Consider the following 16668-nt stretch of genomic DNA (forward strand, 5'->3'; position numbering starts at 1 on the left):
CCATCATAAATATAAAAAGACAGACTCCATGGAGTCTGTCTTTTTCATTTCCTTGAAAATGTCATAATAAAACCCTATCCACTAAGGGATAGGGCTTATTAATACAAAAATAGTAATCGGTAATACAAATGGTAAATTCAGTATAGCATAATATAGACAAAATCCAAACTATAAATCAATATTTATTCATGTTTCATTAATTCTTCTTCAAAGAAAAACGTACTTGGATATTTATCCACTGTATAAGAGTATCTTTTCATGTTTTTTACATAATGGCTTTTTAAGATGATCACTCTTTCATTAGATGCTTTTATATTTACAATTTCTCCATTAGTAAATAAGCTTATACTCATATCTCTCATCCTCTCTCCTATCAAAAATAATCAAATTTTTAACTTTATTTATCGGGAAATATAATGTGATCTCTCAATGGCTAATCCAGCGAAGGTTAGTTATTTTTGATACCTTCAGGCGTATATGTACTCCTAAAGCATACAGTTCTATAACCATAAGGGGTTTTTTCTATTTTTTGCGACATGGGATTTTACATATAGGTAGCTCTGCTTTAATAGCATTCTGTCTCCAATGTCTGTACTTATTTTTTAAGTAATCTTTTTAAATTATTAAACTCCAAAGCAAAAAGACCCCTATGTGGAGTCTTTTTTGCTTTTAATTATGCTACTTTATGAACGTTAGCAGCTTGTGCTCCACGTTGGCCTTGTTCGATGTCAAACGTTACTTTTTGACCTTCTTCTAATGATTTAAAGCCTTCACCTTGAATAGAGCTGAAATGTACGAATACATCGTCTCCGCCTTCAATTTCGATAAAGCCGAAGCCTTTGTCTGCATTAAACCATTTCACTGTACCTTGTTCCATAATTGTTGCCTCCTGGTGTGGAATACTCCACGGTTGTATTACTACCCTTGTCCAACCATACTATCTTAAGATAAAAAATTCTATGGAAGAGATTTCTCTTCTCTCAATCTTATACCGAACAAAAATAATTAACTTAATCGTAACATACAGAATCAAAAATAGCAAATACAGGGAATGAGATAAAGGATTGAATGATAAAAAGAGCCTTCTCTATGCGATACAAGGAGAAGGCTCTTTTTTAGTGTTCATATTTTGCCCAGCAGTTAATTCAGCTGCTGCTGTTTATTTACTTTATTTTTCTGTTTGCTCTGTGTGCCACCATAATGAATCTTTTGGATTTTCAACTGCTTCATTGTATTCAGATTTAGAAGCAACTGTTGGGTATGAACCTTTGAGTGATTTTCCTGCCGTGTTCGCAAACAGGAACAAGATTACGAAGAATCCAATGATGCTCACAATCGTTAAATAGAACGCTGGAGCCAAGTGATTGCCCGTTGCGTGAACTAACCATGTCGCAACTAATGGCGTCGTTCCTCCAAAGATAGAAACTGAAACATTAAACGTGATCGCTAATGTTCGGTAGCGAATATCTGTGTAGAACATTGTTGGCAGCGTTCCTGGCATTGTTCCTTCATACGTAGCAAGTAAAACACCTAGAATAAGTATACCGATTGAAACAAATACTAAACCATTTAAGTTGATTAAATAGAACGAAAAGGCTGACAGTAAGCTCAATCCACCTAAACCGATTAAGAAAACTTTCTTGTTTCCGATTTTGTCGCTCAGTTTTCCAAACATAAGAGCAAGCGGCACCATTAAAATCATAACTGCCGTAATTAATACCGTACCAACTGTGTTTGATAAACCAATAATTTCATTCAAATAAGAAGGCATGTACGATAATAGCATATAGTTTGTAATGTTAAAGAAAGCCACGGCTACGAAACAAACAAACACATCTTTTTTGTGATTTTTTAAAATAGAGAGGAAGCTTTCTTCTTCGACTTCGTCTTCGTTGGAAAGTTCATTTTCAAAAATAGGTGTTTCCCCTAAACTTCTTCGTAAATAAAAACCAATAAGTCCTAAAGGCAATCCTAATAAGAAGGGAATTCTCCAGCCCCATGAGGCCATTTGTTTATCCGACAGAATAAAAAATAGTAAGCTAGCTAGCAGTGAAGCAAGAATATAGCCAACAAGTGTACCGATTTCTAGTCCACTTCCAAGCACATTTCGCTTATTGTCTGGAGACGATTCTGCAATATACACCATCGCACCGGCATATTCACCACCAGTTGAAAAACCTTGAATGATTCGTGCAATTAATAAAAGGATGGGTGCCCATATACCGATTTGATCATATGTAGGTAACAACCCAATGAGTAATGTGGAAAAGGCCATTAAAATAATGGTGGTGGTTAAAACGACTTTCCTTCCTAACTTGTCCCCAATTCTACCGAATATAACACCGCCTAATGGACGCATTAAAAAGGCAATCGCAAATGTGGCAAATGTGAACACTAATTTGAGCTGATCATTTTCAACTGCGCTAAAAAAGTTTTGACTAATAATTACGGCTAAATATGAATACAAGCCAAAGTCAAACCATTCCATCGCGTTTCCTACTCCTGTAGCAAAGACGCTTTTTTTAGCTTTGTCAATATCTACGACGTTAATTTTTTTCTTATTAAACTTCATTTCATTACGTCACCTCCGCGGTATACGATTATACAAGACTGAGTAGTAAAGTCAAATTTGACTTACTGTATTTCACACTTAAATGTATTGTAACTCTCTTTATTTTTAAGTAAAAAACGAAAAATATTCATGTGATGTTAAATATTAAAAAAGGTTATAGCTAAAGGGATTGAAGCCAAAAATTGCTGAGAAAGGAACGCTAACAAATAAATGAATTAAAACCAAAATAAACTTTTTTTATTTCAACGTACAATTCATTGCTATTTAAAAAACGATTTTCACCTAAAATAGGGATCGTTTTCGATGGAATTACAGTCGCTGAAATAGTAACTTGTTGTTAAAGAGAGCGCATCTGGTTTACTATGTGCTTGGTAGCAATTTCCACTCAGGTTATCTGACAATTATTGTTACAACCCATTAGATATAAGCTTTATTTTGTAATAGATACACTGTTTCTATTACAAAAATTATGTAGCCTTAAAAATAAATATAAAGCTCGTTCTAACAAGTGCAGCAATGGATGATTCGGTCCATAGAATAAAACTTTAAGAGTTGGCTGGGTTCGAGGGATAAAAATTCAACTCCTTTCTCCGTATAATCGTTCGTGGCTTCAAGTAAGTTTTCTACTGTAAAAGCAAGCTGGTTTACAGTGCTACTTTTGTCATATTCTTCAACTTACGTAATATGCCAGCTCCACTCCGTCACCACGCTGTTTTTCCGGATAGAAAGATACTCTCTTTCTTCTCTTAGATACCCCATAAGACGAACTTTAAACCTAAATACCCCCGTATAGTTTTGAACATAAAGATTCACGCTTATTACATTTTTTTACATTAGATAAACGTTTTATCTGCGTTAACATAAAAAATAGACCTTCGCTTAGAAGAAGATCTATTTTTTTTACTTGCTTTATTTTTTAGTAAGGCTGCCATTTCGCTCTAAAACAGGGACTTCAATATCTACCGTGTTTGGATATTTAACTCCAAGCCCTGTATTTAAAGCCACAACCGTTTCGTTTTCTTTAATCCAGCCTTCTTCTCTTAAGCGGCGTGCAGCTAAGAATGTAGCAGCACCTTCAGGACAAATGAACGAACCTTCAAGCTGCGCAACCTTTTTTTGTTCTTCCACAATCTTATCTTCGTCCACCGTAATCGCGCATCCATTTGTATTGTATACGGCCTCTAAAACAAGAAAGTCTCCGATCGCCTTTGGTACGTTGATACCAAAGGCGATGGTTGAAGAATCCGGCCAAAATTCAGATTCTTGTTTTCTTTCATTCCACGCTTTTACAATAGGCGCGCAGTTTTCAGCTTGTACCGCAACTAAACGAGGAAGGTCACCTTTAATCCAGCCAAGCTCTTTTAATTCATTTAACGCTTTATAGATGCCGATTAAACCAACGCCTCCTCCTGTTGGATATAAAATCACATCAGGAAGATTCCAAGAAAACTGTTCAGCAATTTCCAGGCCCATTGTTTTTTTACCTTCAATTCGGTACGGCTCTTTAAGCGTAGAAGCGTCATAAAGACCCCAGGCTTTAATAGCTTCACCAACAATTTTACCCGCATCGCTAATGAGTCCATCTACTAAGTAAAGGTCAGCTCCAGCGACAGCACACTCATTTCGTGTAATAACAGGCGCATCTTTTGGCATCACAACGGTTGCTTTTATGTCAGCGCGTGACGAATAAAGCGACCAAGCGGCTCCGGCATTGCCATTTGTAGGCATCGCTAACTGTTCAACGCCCAGTTCTTTTGCTTTTGACACCCCTACAGCGGCGCCTCTAGCTTTGAATGATCCCGTTGGAATAATACCTTCATCTTTCATATATAAGTTTGGAATGTCCATTTCTTTCCCTAGCTTAGGCATTTTTATAAGCGGAGTCATCCCTTCTCCTAAGGAAACGACGTTTTTAGGATCTTCTACTGGAAGCAATTCATGATATCTCCATAGATTTGGTTCTCTGCTTTGGACATCTCCTGGACTTAGATTGTCTTTCAGTCCCTCTAAATCATACGCTACTAATAAAGGTGAGCCACATTCACATAATTGATGTTTTTCTTTTGGACTATATTCTTTTTTACATTTAGGACAATATAAGTGAGAAACATAACTAAACGGCATCATACACACTCCTTTAAATTCTGTAAACATACTACCCTATATACATTATAATTTATATTATTTTTATCAGAATAGTAAGGTATGATTTACCCATAATTTTTTAAATATTAATAAAAGCATAAAAACCCCTGTTATATTAGGGTCTTTATGCTTCTTTCCACTTTGTTTATATTACTTTTTTTTAAGTCAACATCAGTGAATTTAAATAAAAATGCGGAAAGAAATGTAATTCGCACTTTAGTTATAGGATTAATCATTTAAGAAGTAGTAACTGCTCTTCGAATTTCACCACAGAAACGTTTACTGCTATTCAAAATAAAATTTACTTAGCAAGACCTTTCTTCAACTATTCAGCTTTTATACATATGTTTAACTTTGTCAAAATATCTTTTTTATAAAATATTGACATTTTAATAAGGTACCTTTACTATTTGATAAGGTACCTTATCTTTTTTGAGAAGATAAAATTTTTCATATAGATAAGTGCAGCGTTAAATTAGTAAGGAGGCTTTTATCGTGAATGAAAGAGATAACGAATATTTACACGAGCAAGATTTGATTGATCAATTTTTCAGATTCCAGAGACAGCTGGCAAGATACCAGCGACACTACTTTGTTAATCGAAGAGATGCTGGAGCACTAGGTGATCAGCACCGGGGGCAAGGACGGATATTAAAATTATTAAAATTGCAGCCTAAAACTACACAAAAAGAGCTGTCGTACTTACTGGATATGAGACCTCAGTCAATAGGTGAATTACTTAGTAAGTTAGAAAGAAAAGGTTACATTGTTCGTACGCCATCTGAGAAAGATCGGCGAGTACTTTCCGTTGAGCTAACAGAAGCGGGACTAGAAGCTATCGAGGCTACGGAGGAACAAGACAATAACTCAGGCATCTTTGATGTTCTTTCAGAAGAAGAGCAAGATACTCTTTCACATTTAATGCAAAAGTTAAATACTTATTTAGATGAAGAAATGTTAAAACAAGGTCATGATGAAAATCAAGAATTCCGACGCCATAATGACCTACGAGGATTTGGACCTCACCATAGATTTTTTGGTGGTGATCCAGAGCATGGTCCAAGAAGTTTTGGGCGCGGACCTTGGGGAGACGGTGCTGAATTCAGAACACCGAGATTTAGAAACCGAAATCCCCGAGAGACTAATAGAGATAATAACGAGAAATGATTCACATGCTGTTTAGTGATCATTTCTAATAATTTCACGAGAGGAAACGCAATATGGAAAACATCTCAAATGTTGGAGAACAAGTTTTAAATAATAAAAACAATAAAATACTAGTAATGACTGGATTAATGATTGGAATTATTTTTTCTGAGCTTGATGAAACAGTTGTAAATACAGCCATGCCAACGATTATACGTGATCTTGGCGGATTATCTATGTATGGCTGGGTTGCAGGCATCTATATGCTAGCTCTATCTGCTTTTATGCCTATACTAGGAAAATTAGCCGATTTATTTAGTCGAAAAAAAGTCTACTTCGCTTCTATGGCTTTCTTTATTGGAGGCTCCATTATATGCGGGCTTTCTCATTCAATGATTATGCTTTTAATTGGAAGAGGAATTCAAGGACTTGGCGCGGGTGGCCTCATGCCATTAGCCATGACGATTTCGAGTGATTTGTTCCCTGTTGAACAACGAGCAAAAGTTCAAGCGTTTATGGGACCAGTTATGTTTATCCCTATGCTTTTAGGCCCGCTAATGGGAGGCTTTTTTGTAGATCAAGCAAGCTGGCATTGGATTTTCTTCGTGAATATTCCAGTGGGATTAATAGCAGTCATTTTTTTAGCAAGTGGGTTAAAAGAAGTACATGAAAGAAAAAAAGTAACAATTGATTGGGCAGGAGCTATTCTTCTAGTAGCTGCAATCATTTCGTTATTAATTACGCCTGTTTTAGTCGAGAATGAAGGATATGCGTGGAGCTCCCCGTTCGTCATTTCGCTACTATGTGTAGGCGTACTTTTAATTGGATTTTTCATTTGGGTAGAATCAAAAGTGGTTGAACCTATCGTACCGCTGCATCTATTTAAAAATCGTAATATTTTAGTATTATCACTGCTTGTTTTTACTGTAGGCTGTGGATTAATGGGATCATTCTCATCTTTCCCTTACTTTGCACAGAACGTATTAGGCCTTACCCCTACTGAATCTGGGTATTTAACCTTGCCCATGATGGTAGGTGCTGTTGCAACTTCAATCGTTTCTGGGTTTCTATTAACAAAAGTTCGGTACCGCGAATTGTTTGTGATTTCTTTCATTATGCCTGTTATCGGCTTTTATTTATTTTCTAAATTAAATATTAGTACCACTACCCTGCAGGTCATTATTTTCTTTTTTATCACCGGTCTTGGTTTAGGCGTTATGTTCGGTGGAGATAACTTAATTGTTCAAGAATCTGTAGAAAAAGAACACAAAGGAATTGCCTTGGCAACCGTTCCATTGTTTCAGTCTATTGGCGCAACTGTCGGAGTAAGTATGTTTGGGACGCTATTATCTTCCACACTTACGTCAAATCTAAGCAGTTTAGGCGATGAATTGCCTAAAAGTATGGCAAATAACATGAATAGCCTGGCAGCAGGAGGAATTCCAAACGGTCTTACTCCAGAATTATTTATAAAAATCAAAGTTTTATTTATTGAATCGTTTCAGCATATCTATACTTACGCATTTGTACTTACGATCATTGCCTTTGTTTTATGCTTCTTTCTAAAAAAAGAAGTGCTATCTTCAAAACCAGAAGAGGAATAAAAGAGATTCATACTGTAGTCAAAAGTGTATTTGCATAACAGTCGTTTCCAAAAATGAAAAAGCCAATTCGAATTTAAATCGAATTGGCTTTTTTTATTAATAGATTAAAGGTTTTACCTTAGTTATTTCGGATTTATATTACCATCAATTGTACTCTTGATTGTTCCTTCTTTTTTTAAAATAGATTTATTCACACTCTCTTTTTTAAAGACTCCTGTTAAAAGCGTAACGAGTCCTATTAAAAAGAAAATAGGAAACAATAACATCATTAATGCAACTCCTGCAAAACCTTCGCATCCCCTTAAATATCTTTTTATTCCATTATTCTTACTCAAACCTAAATCCAATCCCACCGTCTACAATAATGTTTTGACCCGTAACAAAAGATGCGTCATCAGAAAGGAGCCATTTTACTGCTTTTGCGGCTTCAATCGGATCACCAATTCTGCCCAGCGCGTTTAGCTTTTGATAGGATTCATTGAGCTTTGCTTTTTCCTCTGAAGATAGATTTGAAAATCTTTCTTCTAACATAGGCGTACGAAATGCACCTGGGCAAAAAGAGTTAATTCTTATATTTTGATGGCCATATTCTTGAGCAACTGATTTCGTTAAAGCAATCACACCGCTTTTCCCAGCGGCATATACGCCAGTCCCCGCTGAACATAAAATCGCGTCCATTGACGATGTATTCACAATAACACCGCTGTTTTGTTTGGTCATTACCTGCAGCTGATACTTCATACAAAGCCATACACTTTTTAACGTAACGTTTATTAAATAGTCAAAGTCTTCTTCTTTGAATTCATGGGTAGCATTAGAAGCTGCCTCCGTGTTAGCCGCATTATTAAAGCCCACGTCAATTTTTCCAAATGTAGAGTATGTTTGGCTAACAAGGTTTTTAACATCTTGACTATTCGTTACATCGGTTTTGATGAAAATAGATCGAGGAGACCACTTTCTTAATCTAGAAAGAGCTTCTTCTCCTTTTTCACTATTTCTAGAAGCGATCACAACATGCATGCCCTCTTTTGCGAGTAATTCCGCTGTTGCTAAACCAATACCCGACGTTCCACCCGTAATGATCCCTACTTTTTCTTCAAACATATAGTTCTCCCCTTTTGCGTTTAATAAGATCACAACAAATTAAATTTAGCAGCATTAGCCATAAGAGTTATTCAGCTTTGGGTAGATTAATACCTGCTTCGGAACTCTAAAAAGAGAGTGAGACCACAACTAAAGCAATTCAATCTAAAAGCGAGCAAATTGGAGAAAGGAGCTAGTATAGGTCACTTGCTACACCGCTGTTGATTTCCGTGCAAGGCTTCGCTTTTCGCGGGCCGCCGGTGAGCCTCCTGGTCACTTACGTTCCTGCGGGGTCTCACCTATTTCGCTTTTCCCGCGGGAGTCTTCGCCTTGCCCCTCAATCACTAGAAGCAACTACCCACATAAACGAAACCTACGTCCATCACAACAACAAAAAATCCGAACAAGGAATGGAGATTCTTGATGGAGAATCTCCATTCCTTGTTCGGATTCACCTTCAACTGGACTACTTTTGTCACAGCCTCTTTTAATTAGCCACTAACTTGGTGATGAGAAACAGATAAAGTAGATTTTCGGTTCCATAAATAGAGTGCATATCCGCTTAAAAATAAAAGCAGCGTGTAATTAATAAGTAAAGAATCGTTAGCTTCAACAGGGCTTGTAAACTGGAGAAGATTATTTAAGCCGTGAAATACAATCGTCACTCCAATCGATTGACCGTTAACGATCAGCAAAGCCAGTACCAACCCAATAACAAATGCAAATAGAATTTGAAAAATTGTATTTGCTACCGATTGACCGCTTAGCATATTCAAACTGTGCGTAAAGGCAAATAAAAACGATGATAGAAGAACCGCCACTTTATAGCTTTTTGCTAACAGCAGATTAAGGATAAATCCTCTAAATACCATCTCTTCTATAAATGCTATGACTAGAGTTTGGGTAAGCAAAATAAGAACAAGATCAACAATGGAACTTCCGTGTACACCTTTCCCAATGAGGATAATAAGCAAATATAAAAGAAGCGGAGAAAGAAACAGGATTCTCGTTTTAAACGACATGTTTTGTTGAAAGGAGAAAAAATGCGGCCACTTTTTTGTTTTTGTTAGATAAAATGCTATTCCAATCGCCAAAGGGACGATTCCTAAAAACTGAAGATAATGTGTAGTAGGATGCGTCATGCTCACGTATGCACCGTTTACCACAAAACCCTGCCCACGTGACATAATCACTGAACTCCATTTTTTTACCGCCTCTAACAAGCACACTAAGCGCCCAATTGGAAACACTTCCTTCAGACGTTTTGTCTATATACCTACTGGCTAAAGCGTATGCTCCCACTCGAAATAAGCAATAGCTTACTAAACATAAAAAAGATATGGTCATAAAATTTAAATTTAACTCTTTCACCTGGTACACCTCATTATTTTTCTACTATTTCATCGGATGGCTTACGCAGCTTGCTCTTTTATCCTTGTTCGTAAAAATCCTTTTTGATATCTCGCAAAAGTTTTAAGATACCTTTATAAAAACAAGCAATTAGCATTCCAGCGATGTTGGTCACCATCGTGATTGTAAGATTGCCGATAATCAGGCTAAGTAAAGTACCAAGAAACATGATGCCTATTCCGATATAAAAACCTGGGTGAAGCAGTTCATCGTCGTCTTCTTTTTCTTCTTCCCGAATATTTATTCTGCTTTGTAATGCAGCATCACTTTTAATAAATTCATCAATGGTTGTTCCATAGATGTCCCCTAACTTTAAAAGATGCTGAATTTCGGGATAGCCCTGATTATTTTCCCACTTATGTATGTTTTGTACAGATACCCCTACTTGCTTAGCAACCTCTTCTTGAGACATCTTTTGTTCTTCTCTTAGTTTTTGCAACTGATTTCCTAACCTCAATTCATTCACCTCTATGACTATAGCAGCGTGTAAACAAAATTTGCTTGCACTACGTTTTCTCGTCTTCTACAATTCTAACATATTGTGGTAAAAAAGAAAGAAACAGTTAATAAGGCGTATACCAAAACCTAAAACGACAGTAATGAAAAATAGTGAGAATTCTCATGTGTAAAAATGAAAGAATGCACTTTTATCTCCATCCTTTTATTGTTTATACTAAATAGTGGATTGTACGAACATCCACATAAAAAAGGAGGAAACATGACGATGGAAATGCCATTTATTTATATGTTGGTTATCGCTCTTATTGGATTCATTATTTGGAGAAGGGTTAAAAAGAGACATAAACCCATTAAAAGGAATGGACTTGGTATATTAGCTCCTATTTTGTTCATATTAATTGCATTTTCTCTTAGTCTAAGTCAGCTGACGCACATACCGGGCCAGCCCTTTCACTTACCACCCTACTGGGAAATGATGATTGCTGGTGTATTAGGTGTTATATTCGGGCTCATTATGCTTAGCCAAACAGACTATGAAGTAAGAGAAGACGGCTTTATTTATTCAAAGCCAAATAAGAATTTTAAATATGTGATTATTGCTATTATCTTCATAAGAATGGCTTTGAGCCAGTACTTTAAAGGGTTAGATTCGATAGACTTCGCGGTCTTAACGATGACGCTAGCTTTTATATATATTGTCATTTGGAGAGTTGGCAGCTATCTAAAATTCCGTAAATTAAACGATGATAATTACAGCGTAAATGCTGGGTAATCATCAATACGAATGGTCCTTCTTTCTGCTTGGAAAGAAGGATTTTTTGTCATAGGGAGTAAAAGGCCCGCCTGTTGTGTAAGACAATAAATATGTTGTATAACGCAATATGTGTTTTTTATAACGGTAGTCTATATATAAAAATAAAACAGATTAAATTAAAAATGTACCTGGTCACCCGCTTTTTAATTTACAGGTAGATTATGAAAGGAATCATACTATGACATTTATCAATTCTGTAACAGGCCCAGTCAACGCGTCAGAACTAGGGCTAACGTTAATCCATGAGCATATGCGCGTTCGTTCTGAATCTATTCACGCACAGTTTTCTCATTTATATAATGAGAAACAAGAAATCGCAAAAGCAGTAGAACAAGTAAATCGTGCAAAGAAGCTCGGAGTTAAAACAATCTGTGATCCTACGGTGATGGAACAAGGACGCGATATTCGTTTTATTGAGCGAATTGCCCGTGAAACGGACACTCAAATCATCGCAGCTACAGGAATTTATACGTATAACTACATCCCTACCCATTTTCAAACTCGTAGCATTGATTACATGGCGGACCTGTTTGTTCGAGATATCGAAGTCGGCATTCAAAACACGTCGATTAAAGCAGGCTTTCTAAAATGCGCTACAGATGCACCTGGCGTAACGGCCGATGTAGAAAAAGTAATGCGTGCCGTCGCACGCGCTCATAAAAAAACGGGCGTGCCGATTATGACCCATTCACATCCGGCAAGCGGCACAGGCTTAAAGCAGCTTGATATCTTACTTGAAGAAGGTGCTAATCCAAATCAAATTCTGATTGGACATACGGGGGATACGGATAACCTTGAATATATTTCAAACATCTTAAAACAAGGAGCTTTTATCGGAATGGACCGCTACGGTTTGACAAGAGAATGTTCAACTGTAAATAGAAATAACACGGTCATTGAGTTAGCCAAACAAGGATACTCAAACCGCATGTTTCTATCACAAGATTACTGCTGTACAATGGACTGGTTTCCAGAAGGCGTAATTGAAGAACGTTTTCCAAAATGGTCAATGAGCTTTGTGTTAGAAGAAGTCGTGCCGGAATTAAAAAGAAAAGGCGTAACCGAACAGCAGATTCAGCATATGCTTTTTGATAACGCCCGCTGCTGGTTTGAAGGAAAGTAATTGGGATATTCTTTTTCATTACTACTAAAACCCCCACTGTCTAAGCCGACCGTGGGGGTTTTTACGCGTATTATTTTATATGCTTATATTAACCAGTTTTTCTTAATAGCTTTTGTTTTTCTTGACTCTTTTTCACCATAAAGTGTGCACCCGACAGGCATAATCCAACGGCGATTCCAATTGTCAGGTTTGTAAACACCGTTAATGAAAATGTCGTAAGTAAAACCAATGAATGAAATGATTTTTCTTTTACCACCTTTGAGAACTGTTCTTTTTTACTTATATTCCACGCTACGACCATCAAAACTGGAGCGAGACTGGCAAGCGCTACGTATGAAGCGTACGGAGCGAGCACTAGCAGCACAATCAACACAAAGATAGCATGCGTGATTCCTGCAATTGGAGAGGAAGCACCGTTTTTAATATTGGTAACAGTTCTTGCAATCTCTCCTGCTGCGGGAATACCTGAAAACATCGGCGTTACCATGTTTACGATTCCCTGGCCAATCAGTTCTTTTTTGCTGCTGTGCTTTGATTTTGTCATTTCATCTGCAACGCGAGCTGTCAGTAAAGATTGTAACCCTACAAGTATAGCAATGACAAATGCAGAAGGTAAAAGAGTGACCACCCTCTCCACTGTTATATCTGGAAACGCTGGCGCCGGAAAATGACGAGGTATCTCTCCGTAAATAGAACCAATGGTTTCAAACTGATTGGAAAAGAAAAAAGATGCCAAGCCCGTTGATACAATAATTCCGAGTAAATAAGACATTCCCAGCGACTTAGGCGAAAAGTAAAGAACAATTAAAATCGTAGCTAAGCACAATCCTGCTGTCGCGATACTATAGATGTTGATGAAGTGTAAATTACCAAAGATCTCTTTTATATTCAAATGAAAAAACTGAAATTTGTCAATCGCGTGCAACCCAAGGAAGTTTGGTATCTGTCCGCTAAAGATAATCAGCGCGATTCCCGACTGAAATCCTATAATAATAGAGGGCGGAAAATACTTGATTAAAGCTCCTATTTTACATAGCGCAAAGATAATGAGGAGAATTCCAGACATAAAGCCGGCAATTAATAAGTTTTCATAGCCATATTGCAACACAATCCCTAATAAAACAGGAACAAATGCACCGGTAGGTCCCGCGATTTGAAACCTACATCCACCTAAAATAGCAATTAGTAAGCCCGCTACAATCGTTGTATAAAGTCCTGTAACAGGCGATATTCCAGAAGCTATCGCAAATCCTAACCCTAAAGGTATAGCTATAATGCCAACAACAATACCCGATAGTATATCTTTCTTCAAATGCTGCAAGGAGTAATTTCGAAAAACCTCTAGATTCATAAGTGTACATCAGCCTCCATTTTAAGTAGTGAGGTTACCCATTCGTATTTTCGTCATACAACCCTATTGAGCTTTCAACCACTCAAAATAAGGTGGGCTACTCGATTACTTTTATTTTAAAGGAGACAACTTACAAAAAAATAAAGAGGAAATTAGAAGTTTCTTAGCAAGTTATTAAAATTTTCTTAAAAATTATTGCTATTTATTCTTTTAGTTATTTTTTAGATAGAGCTAGGTAAAACCGTTACGATTTTCCCCATATAAGACTTTAAGAGCTATAAACTGAGGGAATAATGAAGTCTTTGTTCACGCAGACCCTAGGTAAAGACTTGAAACAGAGTCTTCTAGGCATACAATTTTTGATACTTATCGCTTTTAGTAAATAAATTTTTTTACTCAACTGCGCTATAAATGTAGAAATAAAAACAACTAGACCCTATAGTAGCTATAGGGTCAATGGTTATATTTATTAACAGCTCAGATTATAACTAAATGTTCCTTTTCCAACATTTTGATCTAATCCATTGATAGTTAGCTTGCGCTGCTCTTTTTCCGGAAGGTGAAACGTAATCTGGTTATAAGGTAATTCATAAGAACCTTCCTTGTTAATGTTTATTTGAATCTCATCTTCTGTAGTCTCCATATCAACATGAATGTACGCAAATGTGTGCAAATATTCGTTTGTTAACCCATCATCTTCGTATAAGCTATAAGAAGATTTCCCTTTCCCTCTACAAGGAAATAATAAAAATCCTCTTTCATCCATATTCTTCGTTGAAAAAGTTACTTCTGCTTCATTAATCGGGATGATTGCTCCCGCCTTAGCTAATAACGGCGTATAGTGTAAGGGTGCTGGAATTTCAACCTTTTTGCCCCCTTCATACCATGTTCCAAGATGAAAATCGTACCATCCTCCAGGATTATTTGGTAAATATACTTCTCGCTCTTTTTTTCCTTTTTCAACAACGGAAGCAACCAGCAGAGACTCACCTAGCATAAAGTCGTCATTTTCTTCAAAGGTAGTTTCATCATGTTCAAAATCATAAAAAGTAGGCCTTATAATAGGATGGTAGCTATTAGAGGTTTCGCGCAACTCACTATAAATATATGGAATTATTTTTGTTCTAAATTTAATTAATTCTCTAATTGAGTCTAGAACTTCAGGATACATCCAAGGTTCATTAACTGTCGTGTCATCGTTCCAAGAGTGGATCGTGAATCTCGGATGAACAATTCCATTTTGTATCCATCTTACGAATAATTCAGGTTCAGGAGCAGGGCCAGAAAATCCACCTACGTCATGTCCAAAATTATAAATACCGGATAAACTCAGCCCTATCCCCATCTTGATATTGAATTTTAACGTTTTCCAACTGGTGCGATTATCGCCTGTCCATGTTTGCACATAACGATGCATTCCCACAGAGCCAGATCGTGATATTAAATAAGGACGCAACTGAGGGTTATGTTCCAACTGTGCTTCATAGGAAGCCTTCATCATAAGCAGTGGATGAAGTGCACGAATCAGTTCAAACTCTTTATTGCTCCCAAAACCGTGACAGCTGGCTTCCTTACTCCAGATTTCAAATTCATTATTATCATTCCAAGTGGAGTCAATTCCATAATCCAATAGCTTTTCTTTTACTTGCCCTTTCCACCAGTCGTAGGTTTCTTTATTGGTAAAATCTAAATAAGCACCTATTTCATCCCAAAATTGTGCCATTTCAGGTTCTTCGTTATGACTATTTGTTATAAACATCTTTTTTTCTTTTAACTCATTAAATAAAGGATGATCTTTTAATAAACAGGGCTTAATATTTGCACATAAACGTAAACCCTTATCATGAAAATCGTTTACCATCTTTTTTGGTGAAGGAATTTTTGATTGGTTCCAATTAAATACATAACGCTTATCTTCAATTGACGTATAGCCCGACGATAATTGGAATGAATCACATAAGATATCATTTTTTTCACACAGTTTTAAGAATTCGTTTAACTGCATTTGTGCATCTGGAGCATCGGTATAACTCATTGTCGATCCAGAATACCCCAAGCTCCACTTCGGTGGAAAGATCGTTTGTCCAGTTAACCATGAAAATTTCCGAGTAACATCTTTAACTTTTGGGCCTCCAATAATATAGTAATCTAAATCACCTTGTTTAGCTTGATAGTATCTGTATAGCTCATGATAGTTATCGAGTTCCGTACCTAGTTCGAAAATTGAACTGGACAAATTATCATAGAAGACCCCAAATGAGAATCCTGTTTCTCTATGCCTTGTGATGTAAAAAGGAATATGTTTATAAAGAGGATCGCTATATTCTGCATCATACCCCATTGCATCAATTGCTTGCATTCGATAGCGCTTTCCATGTTTATCAACTGATCCTGTCTTTTCTCCTAATCCAAAATATTGTTCATTTAAATCACGCTTTAAATAATGAACGATCCCCTCACCAAGTGAACCATCAAGATTATACGCCTGAGTTTTTCGGTCATTCGCAAAATTCACCCACCCAAAATCCTCACGGTAAAACCAGCTAATCTTAAATCCATTTAAATCAACATTAAGCTTTAACGCTGAAGTTTCTACGGTGCATTCACCGTTATTATTACTAAATTCATAGCTTGGTAGTGAAAAACCGCTTGTATCCAAACGTTTGCGCCCCTCCAATGGAACATCTGTCTGTCCTGGTGCAACGCTCCAAGTTTTATCTAGTTGTAACTCTTCACCGTTTGTAAACAAAACCCTGATAATGTCCGTTTCAAGTACCATAATTTTCGCGTATATGTTACTCTCTGCTAGTTCAAATTGAAGAACATTATTAGCTTCATTTAAGAAAGTAAATTGATAATTTCCCTTAATACTCATGTCGCATCTCCTTAACTGTGCATGTATTATAAAATAGTATGTCAAGCTGCTCCCTAATAAAAGTTTATAAATATTGTCTTTACTAG

The 16668-nt window shown here is 36.7% G+C and carries 14 protein-coding genes; 4 read left to right on the forward strand and 10 right to left on the reverse strand.

The genetic code is table 11. The features are described from left to right. Positions 1-182: 182 nt before the first annotated feature. From OK414_RS18145 to OK414_RS18160, 4 genes are all read right to left on the reverse strand, one after another. Positions 183-353, reverse strand: a complete 171-nt coding sequence (locus OK414_RS18145; protein WP_168797080.1) for a hypothetical protein — start codon at positions 351-353, stop codon at positions 183-185. 320 nt (positions 354-673) lie between these two features. After that, positions 674-877: a cold-shock protein gene (locus OK414_RS18150; RefSeq protein WP_013056405.1), complete on the reverse strand. Its 204-nt coding sequence runs from the start codon at positions 875-877 to the stop codon at positions 674-676. A 291-nt stretch (positions 878-1168) separates the two neighbouring features. Further along, positions 1169-2572 carry an MFS transporter gene (locus tag OK414_RS18155; RefSeq protein WP_013084113.1) on the reverse strand — a complete coding sequence of 468 codons (1404 nt, stop codon included), beginning with the start codon at positions 2570-2572 and terminating at the stop codon, positions 1169-1171. A gap of 909 nt (positions 2573-3481) precedes the next feature. Continuing rightward, positions 3482-4696 carry a threonine synthase gene (locus OK414_RS18160; RefSeq protein ID WP_263045368.1) on the reverse strand — a complete coding sequence of 405 codons (1215 nt, stop codon included), beginning with the start codon at positions 4694-4696 and terminating at the stop codon, positions 3482-3484. A gap of 516 nt (positions 4697-5212) precedes the next feature. On the opposite strand from OK414_RS18160, the gene OK414_RS18165 reads away from it, so the two are divergent. After that, positions 5213-5884: a MarR family winged helix-turn-helix transcriptional regulator gene (locus OK414_RS18165; protein WP_016766587.1), complete on the forward strand. Its 672-nt coding sequence runs from the start codon at positions 5213-5215 to the stop codon at positions 5882-5884. A 53-nt stretch (positions 5885-5937) separates the two neighbouring features. Then, positions 5938-7467, forward strand: a complete 1530-nt coding sequence (locus OK414_RS18170; protein WP_263045298.1) for an MDR family MFS transporter — start codon at positions 5938-5940, stop codon at positions 7465-7467. 122 nt (positions 7468-7589) lie between these two features. Here OK414_RS18170 and OK414_RS18175 read toward each other — a convergent pair whose 3' ends face one another. The 4 genes from OK414_RS18175 to OK414_RS18190 form a co-directional block, all read right to left on the reverse strand. Further along, positions 7590-7814 carry a hypothetical protein gene (locus OK414_RS18175; protein ID WP_264363542.1) on the reverse strand — a complete coding sequence of 75 codons (225 nt, stop codon included), beginning with the start codon at positions 7812-7814 and terminating at the stop codon, positions 7590-7592. Next, positions 7795-8571, reverse strand: a complete 777-nt coding sequence (locus OK414_RS18180; protein ID WP_263045300.1) for an SDR family NAD(P)-dependent oxidoreductase — start codon at positions 8569-8571, stop codon at positions 7795-7797. Before OK414_RS18180 ends, OK414_RS18175 begins: the two co-directional genes overlap by 20 nt. Positions 8572-9041: 470 nt before the next feature. Further along, positions 9042-9737 (reverse strand): CPBP family intramembrane glutamic endopeptidase, encoded by a 696-nt coding sequence (locus OK414_RS18185; RefSeq protein WP_263045301.1) that lies wholly within the window; start codon positions 9735-9737, stop codon positions 9042-9044. 242 nt (positions 9738-9979) lie between these two features. Further along, on the reverse strand, positions 9980-10417 hold the full coding sequence (locus tag OK414_RS18190; protein ID WP_095379098.1) for a helix-turn-helix domain-containing protein: 438 nt from the start codon (positions 10415-10417) through the stop codon (positions 9980-9982). 261 nt (positions 10418-10678) lie between these two features. On the opposite strand from OK414_RS18190, the gene OK414_RS18195 reads away from it, so the two are divergent. Then, positions 10679-11191, forward strand: coding sequence for a cytochrome c biogenesis protein CcdC (locus OK414_RS18195; RefSeq protein ID WP_263045302.1), 513 nt, complete (start codon positions 10679-10681; stop codon positions 11189-11191). A gap of 220 nt (positions 11192-11411) precedes the next feature. After that, positions 11412-12356: a phosphotriesterase gene (locus OK414_RS18200; protein WP_263045303.1), complete on the forward strand. Its 945-nt coding sequence runs from the start codon at positions 11412-11414 to the stop codon at positions 12354-12356. 88 nt (positions 12357-12444) lie between these two features. Here the strand turns inward: OK414_RS18200 and OK414_RS18205 are convergent, their stop codons facing one another. After that, positions 12445-13707, reverse strand: a complete 1263-nt coding sequence (locus OK414_RS18205; protein ID WP_263045304.1) for a SulP family inorganic anion transporter — start codon at positions 13705-13707, stop codon at positions 12445-12447. Positions 13708-14176: 469 nt separating this feature from the next. Then, positions 14177-16582 carry a glycoside hydrolase family 31 protein gene (locus OK414_RS18210; protein WP_263045305.1) on the reverse strand — a complete coding sequence of 802 codons (2406 nt, stop codon included), beginning with the start codon at positions 16580-16582 and terminating at the stop codon, positions 14177-14179. Between the last annotated feature and the right edge of the window lie 86 nt (positions 16583-16668).

This window comes from Priestia sp. JV24 (assembly GCF_025910025.1).
GTDB lineage: Bacteria > Bacillota > Bacilli > Bacillales > Bacillaceae_H > Priestia > Priestia megaterium.

Bases quoted from the DNA above. Each gene is read 5' to 3' on its own strand.
- OK414_RS18145 (WP_168797080.1), bottom strand. From the start codon at position 353: ATGAGTATAAGCTTATTTACTAATGGAGAAATTGTAAATATAAAAGCA.
- OK414_RS18150 (WP_013056405.1), bottom strand. From the start codon at position 877: ATGGAACAAGGTACAGTGAAATGGTTTAATGCAGACAAAGGCTTCGGC.
- OK414_RS18155 (WP_013084113.1), bottom strand. From the start codon at position 2,572: ATGAAGTTTAATAAGAAAAAAATTAACGTCGTAGATATTGACAAAGCT.
- OK414_RS18160 (WP_263045368.1), bottom strand. From the start codon at position 4,696: ATGCCGTTTAGTTATGTTTCTCACTTATATTGTCCTAAATGTAAAAAA.
- OK414_RS18170 (WP_263045298.1), top strand. From the start codon at position 5,938: ATGGAAAACATCTCAAATGTTGGAGAACAAGTTTTAAATAATAAAAAC.
- OK414_RS18180 (WP_263045300.1), bottom strand. From the start codon at position 8,571: ATGTTTGAAGAAAAAGTAGGGATCATTACGGGTGGAACGTCGGGTATT.
- OK414_RS18185 (WP_263045301.1), bottom strand. From the start codon at position 9,737: ATGTCACGTGGGCAGGGTTTTGTGGTAAACGGTGCATACGTGAGCATG.
- OK414_RS18195 (WP_263045302.1), top strand. From the start codon at position 10,679: ATGACGATGGAAATGCCATTTATTTATATGTTGGTTATCGCTCTTATT.
- OK414_RS18200 (WP_263045303.1), top strand. From the start codon at position 11,412: ATGACATTTATCAATTCTGTAACAGGCCCAGTCAACGCGTCAGAACTA.
- OK414_RS18205 (WP_263045304.1), bottom strand. From the start codon at position 13,707: ATGAATCTAGAGGTTTTTCGAAATTACTCCTTGCAGCATTTGAAGAAA.
- OK414_RS18210 (WP_263045305.1), bottom strand. From the start codon at position 16,582: ATGAGTATTAAGGGAAATTATCAATTTACTTTCTTAAATGAAGCTAAT.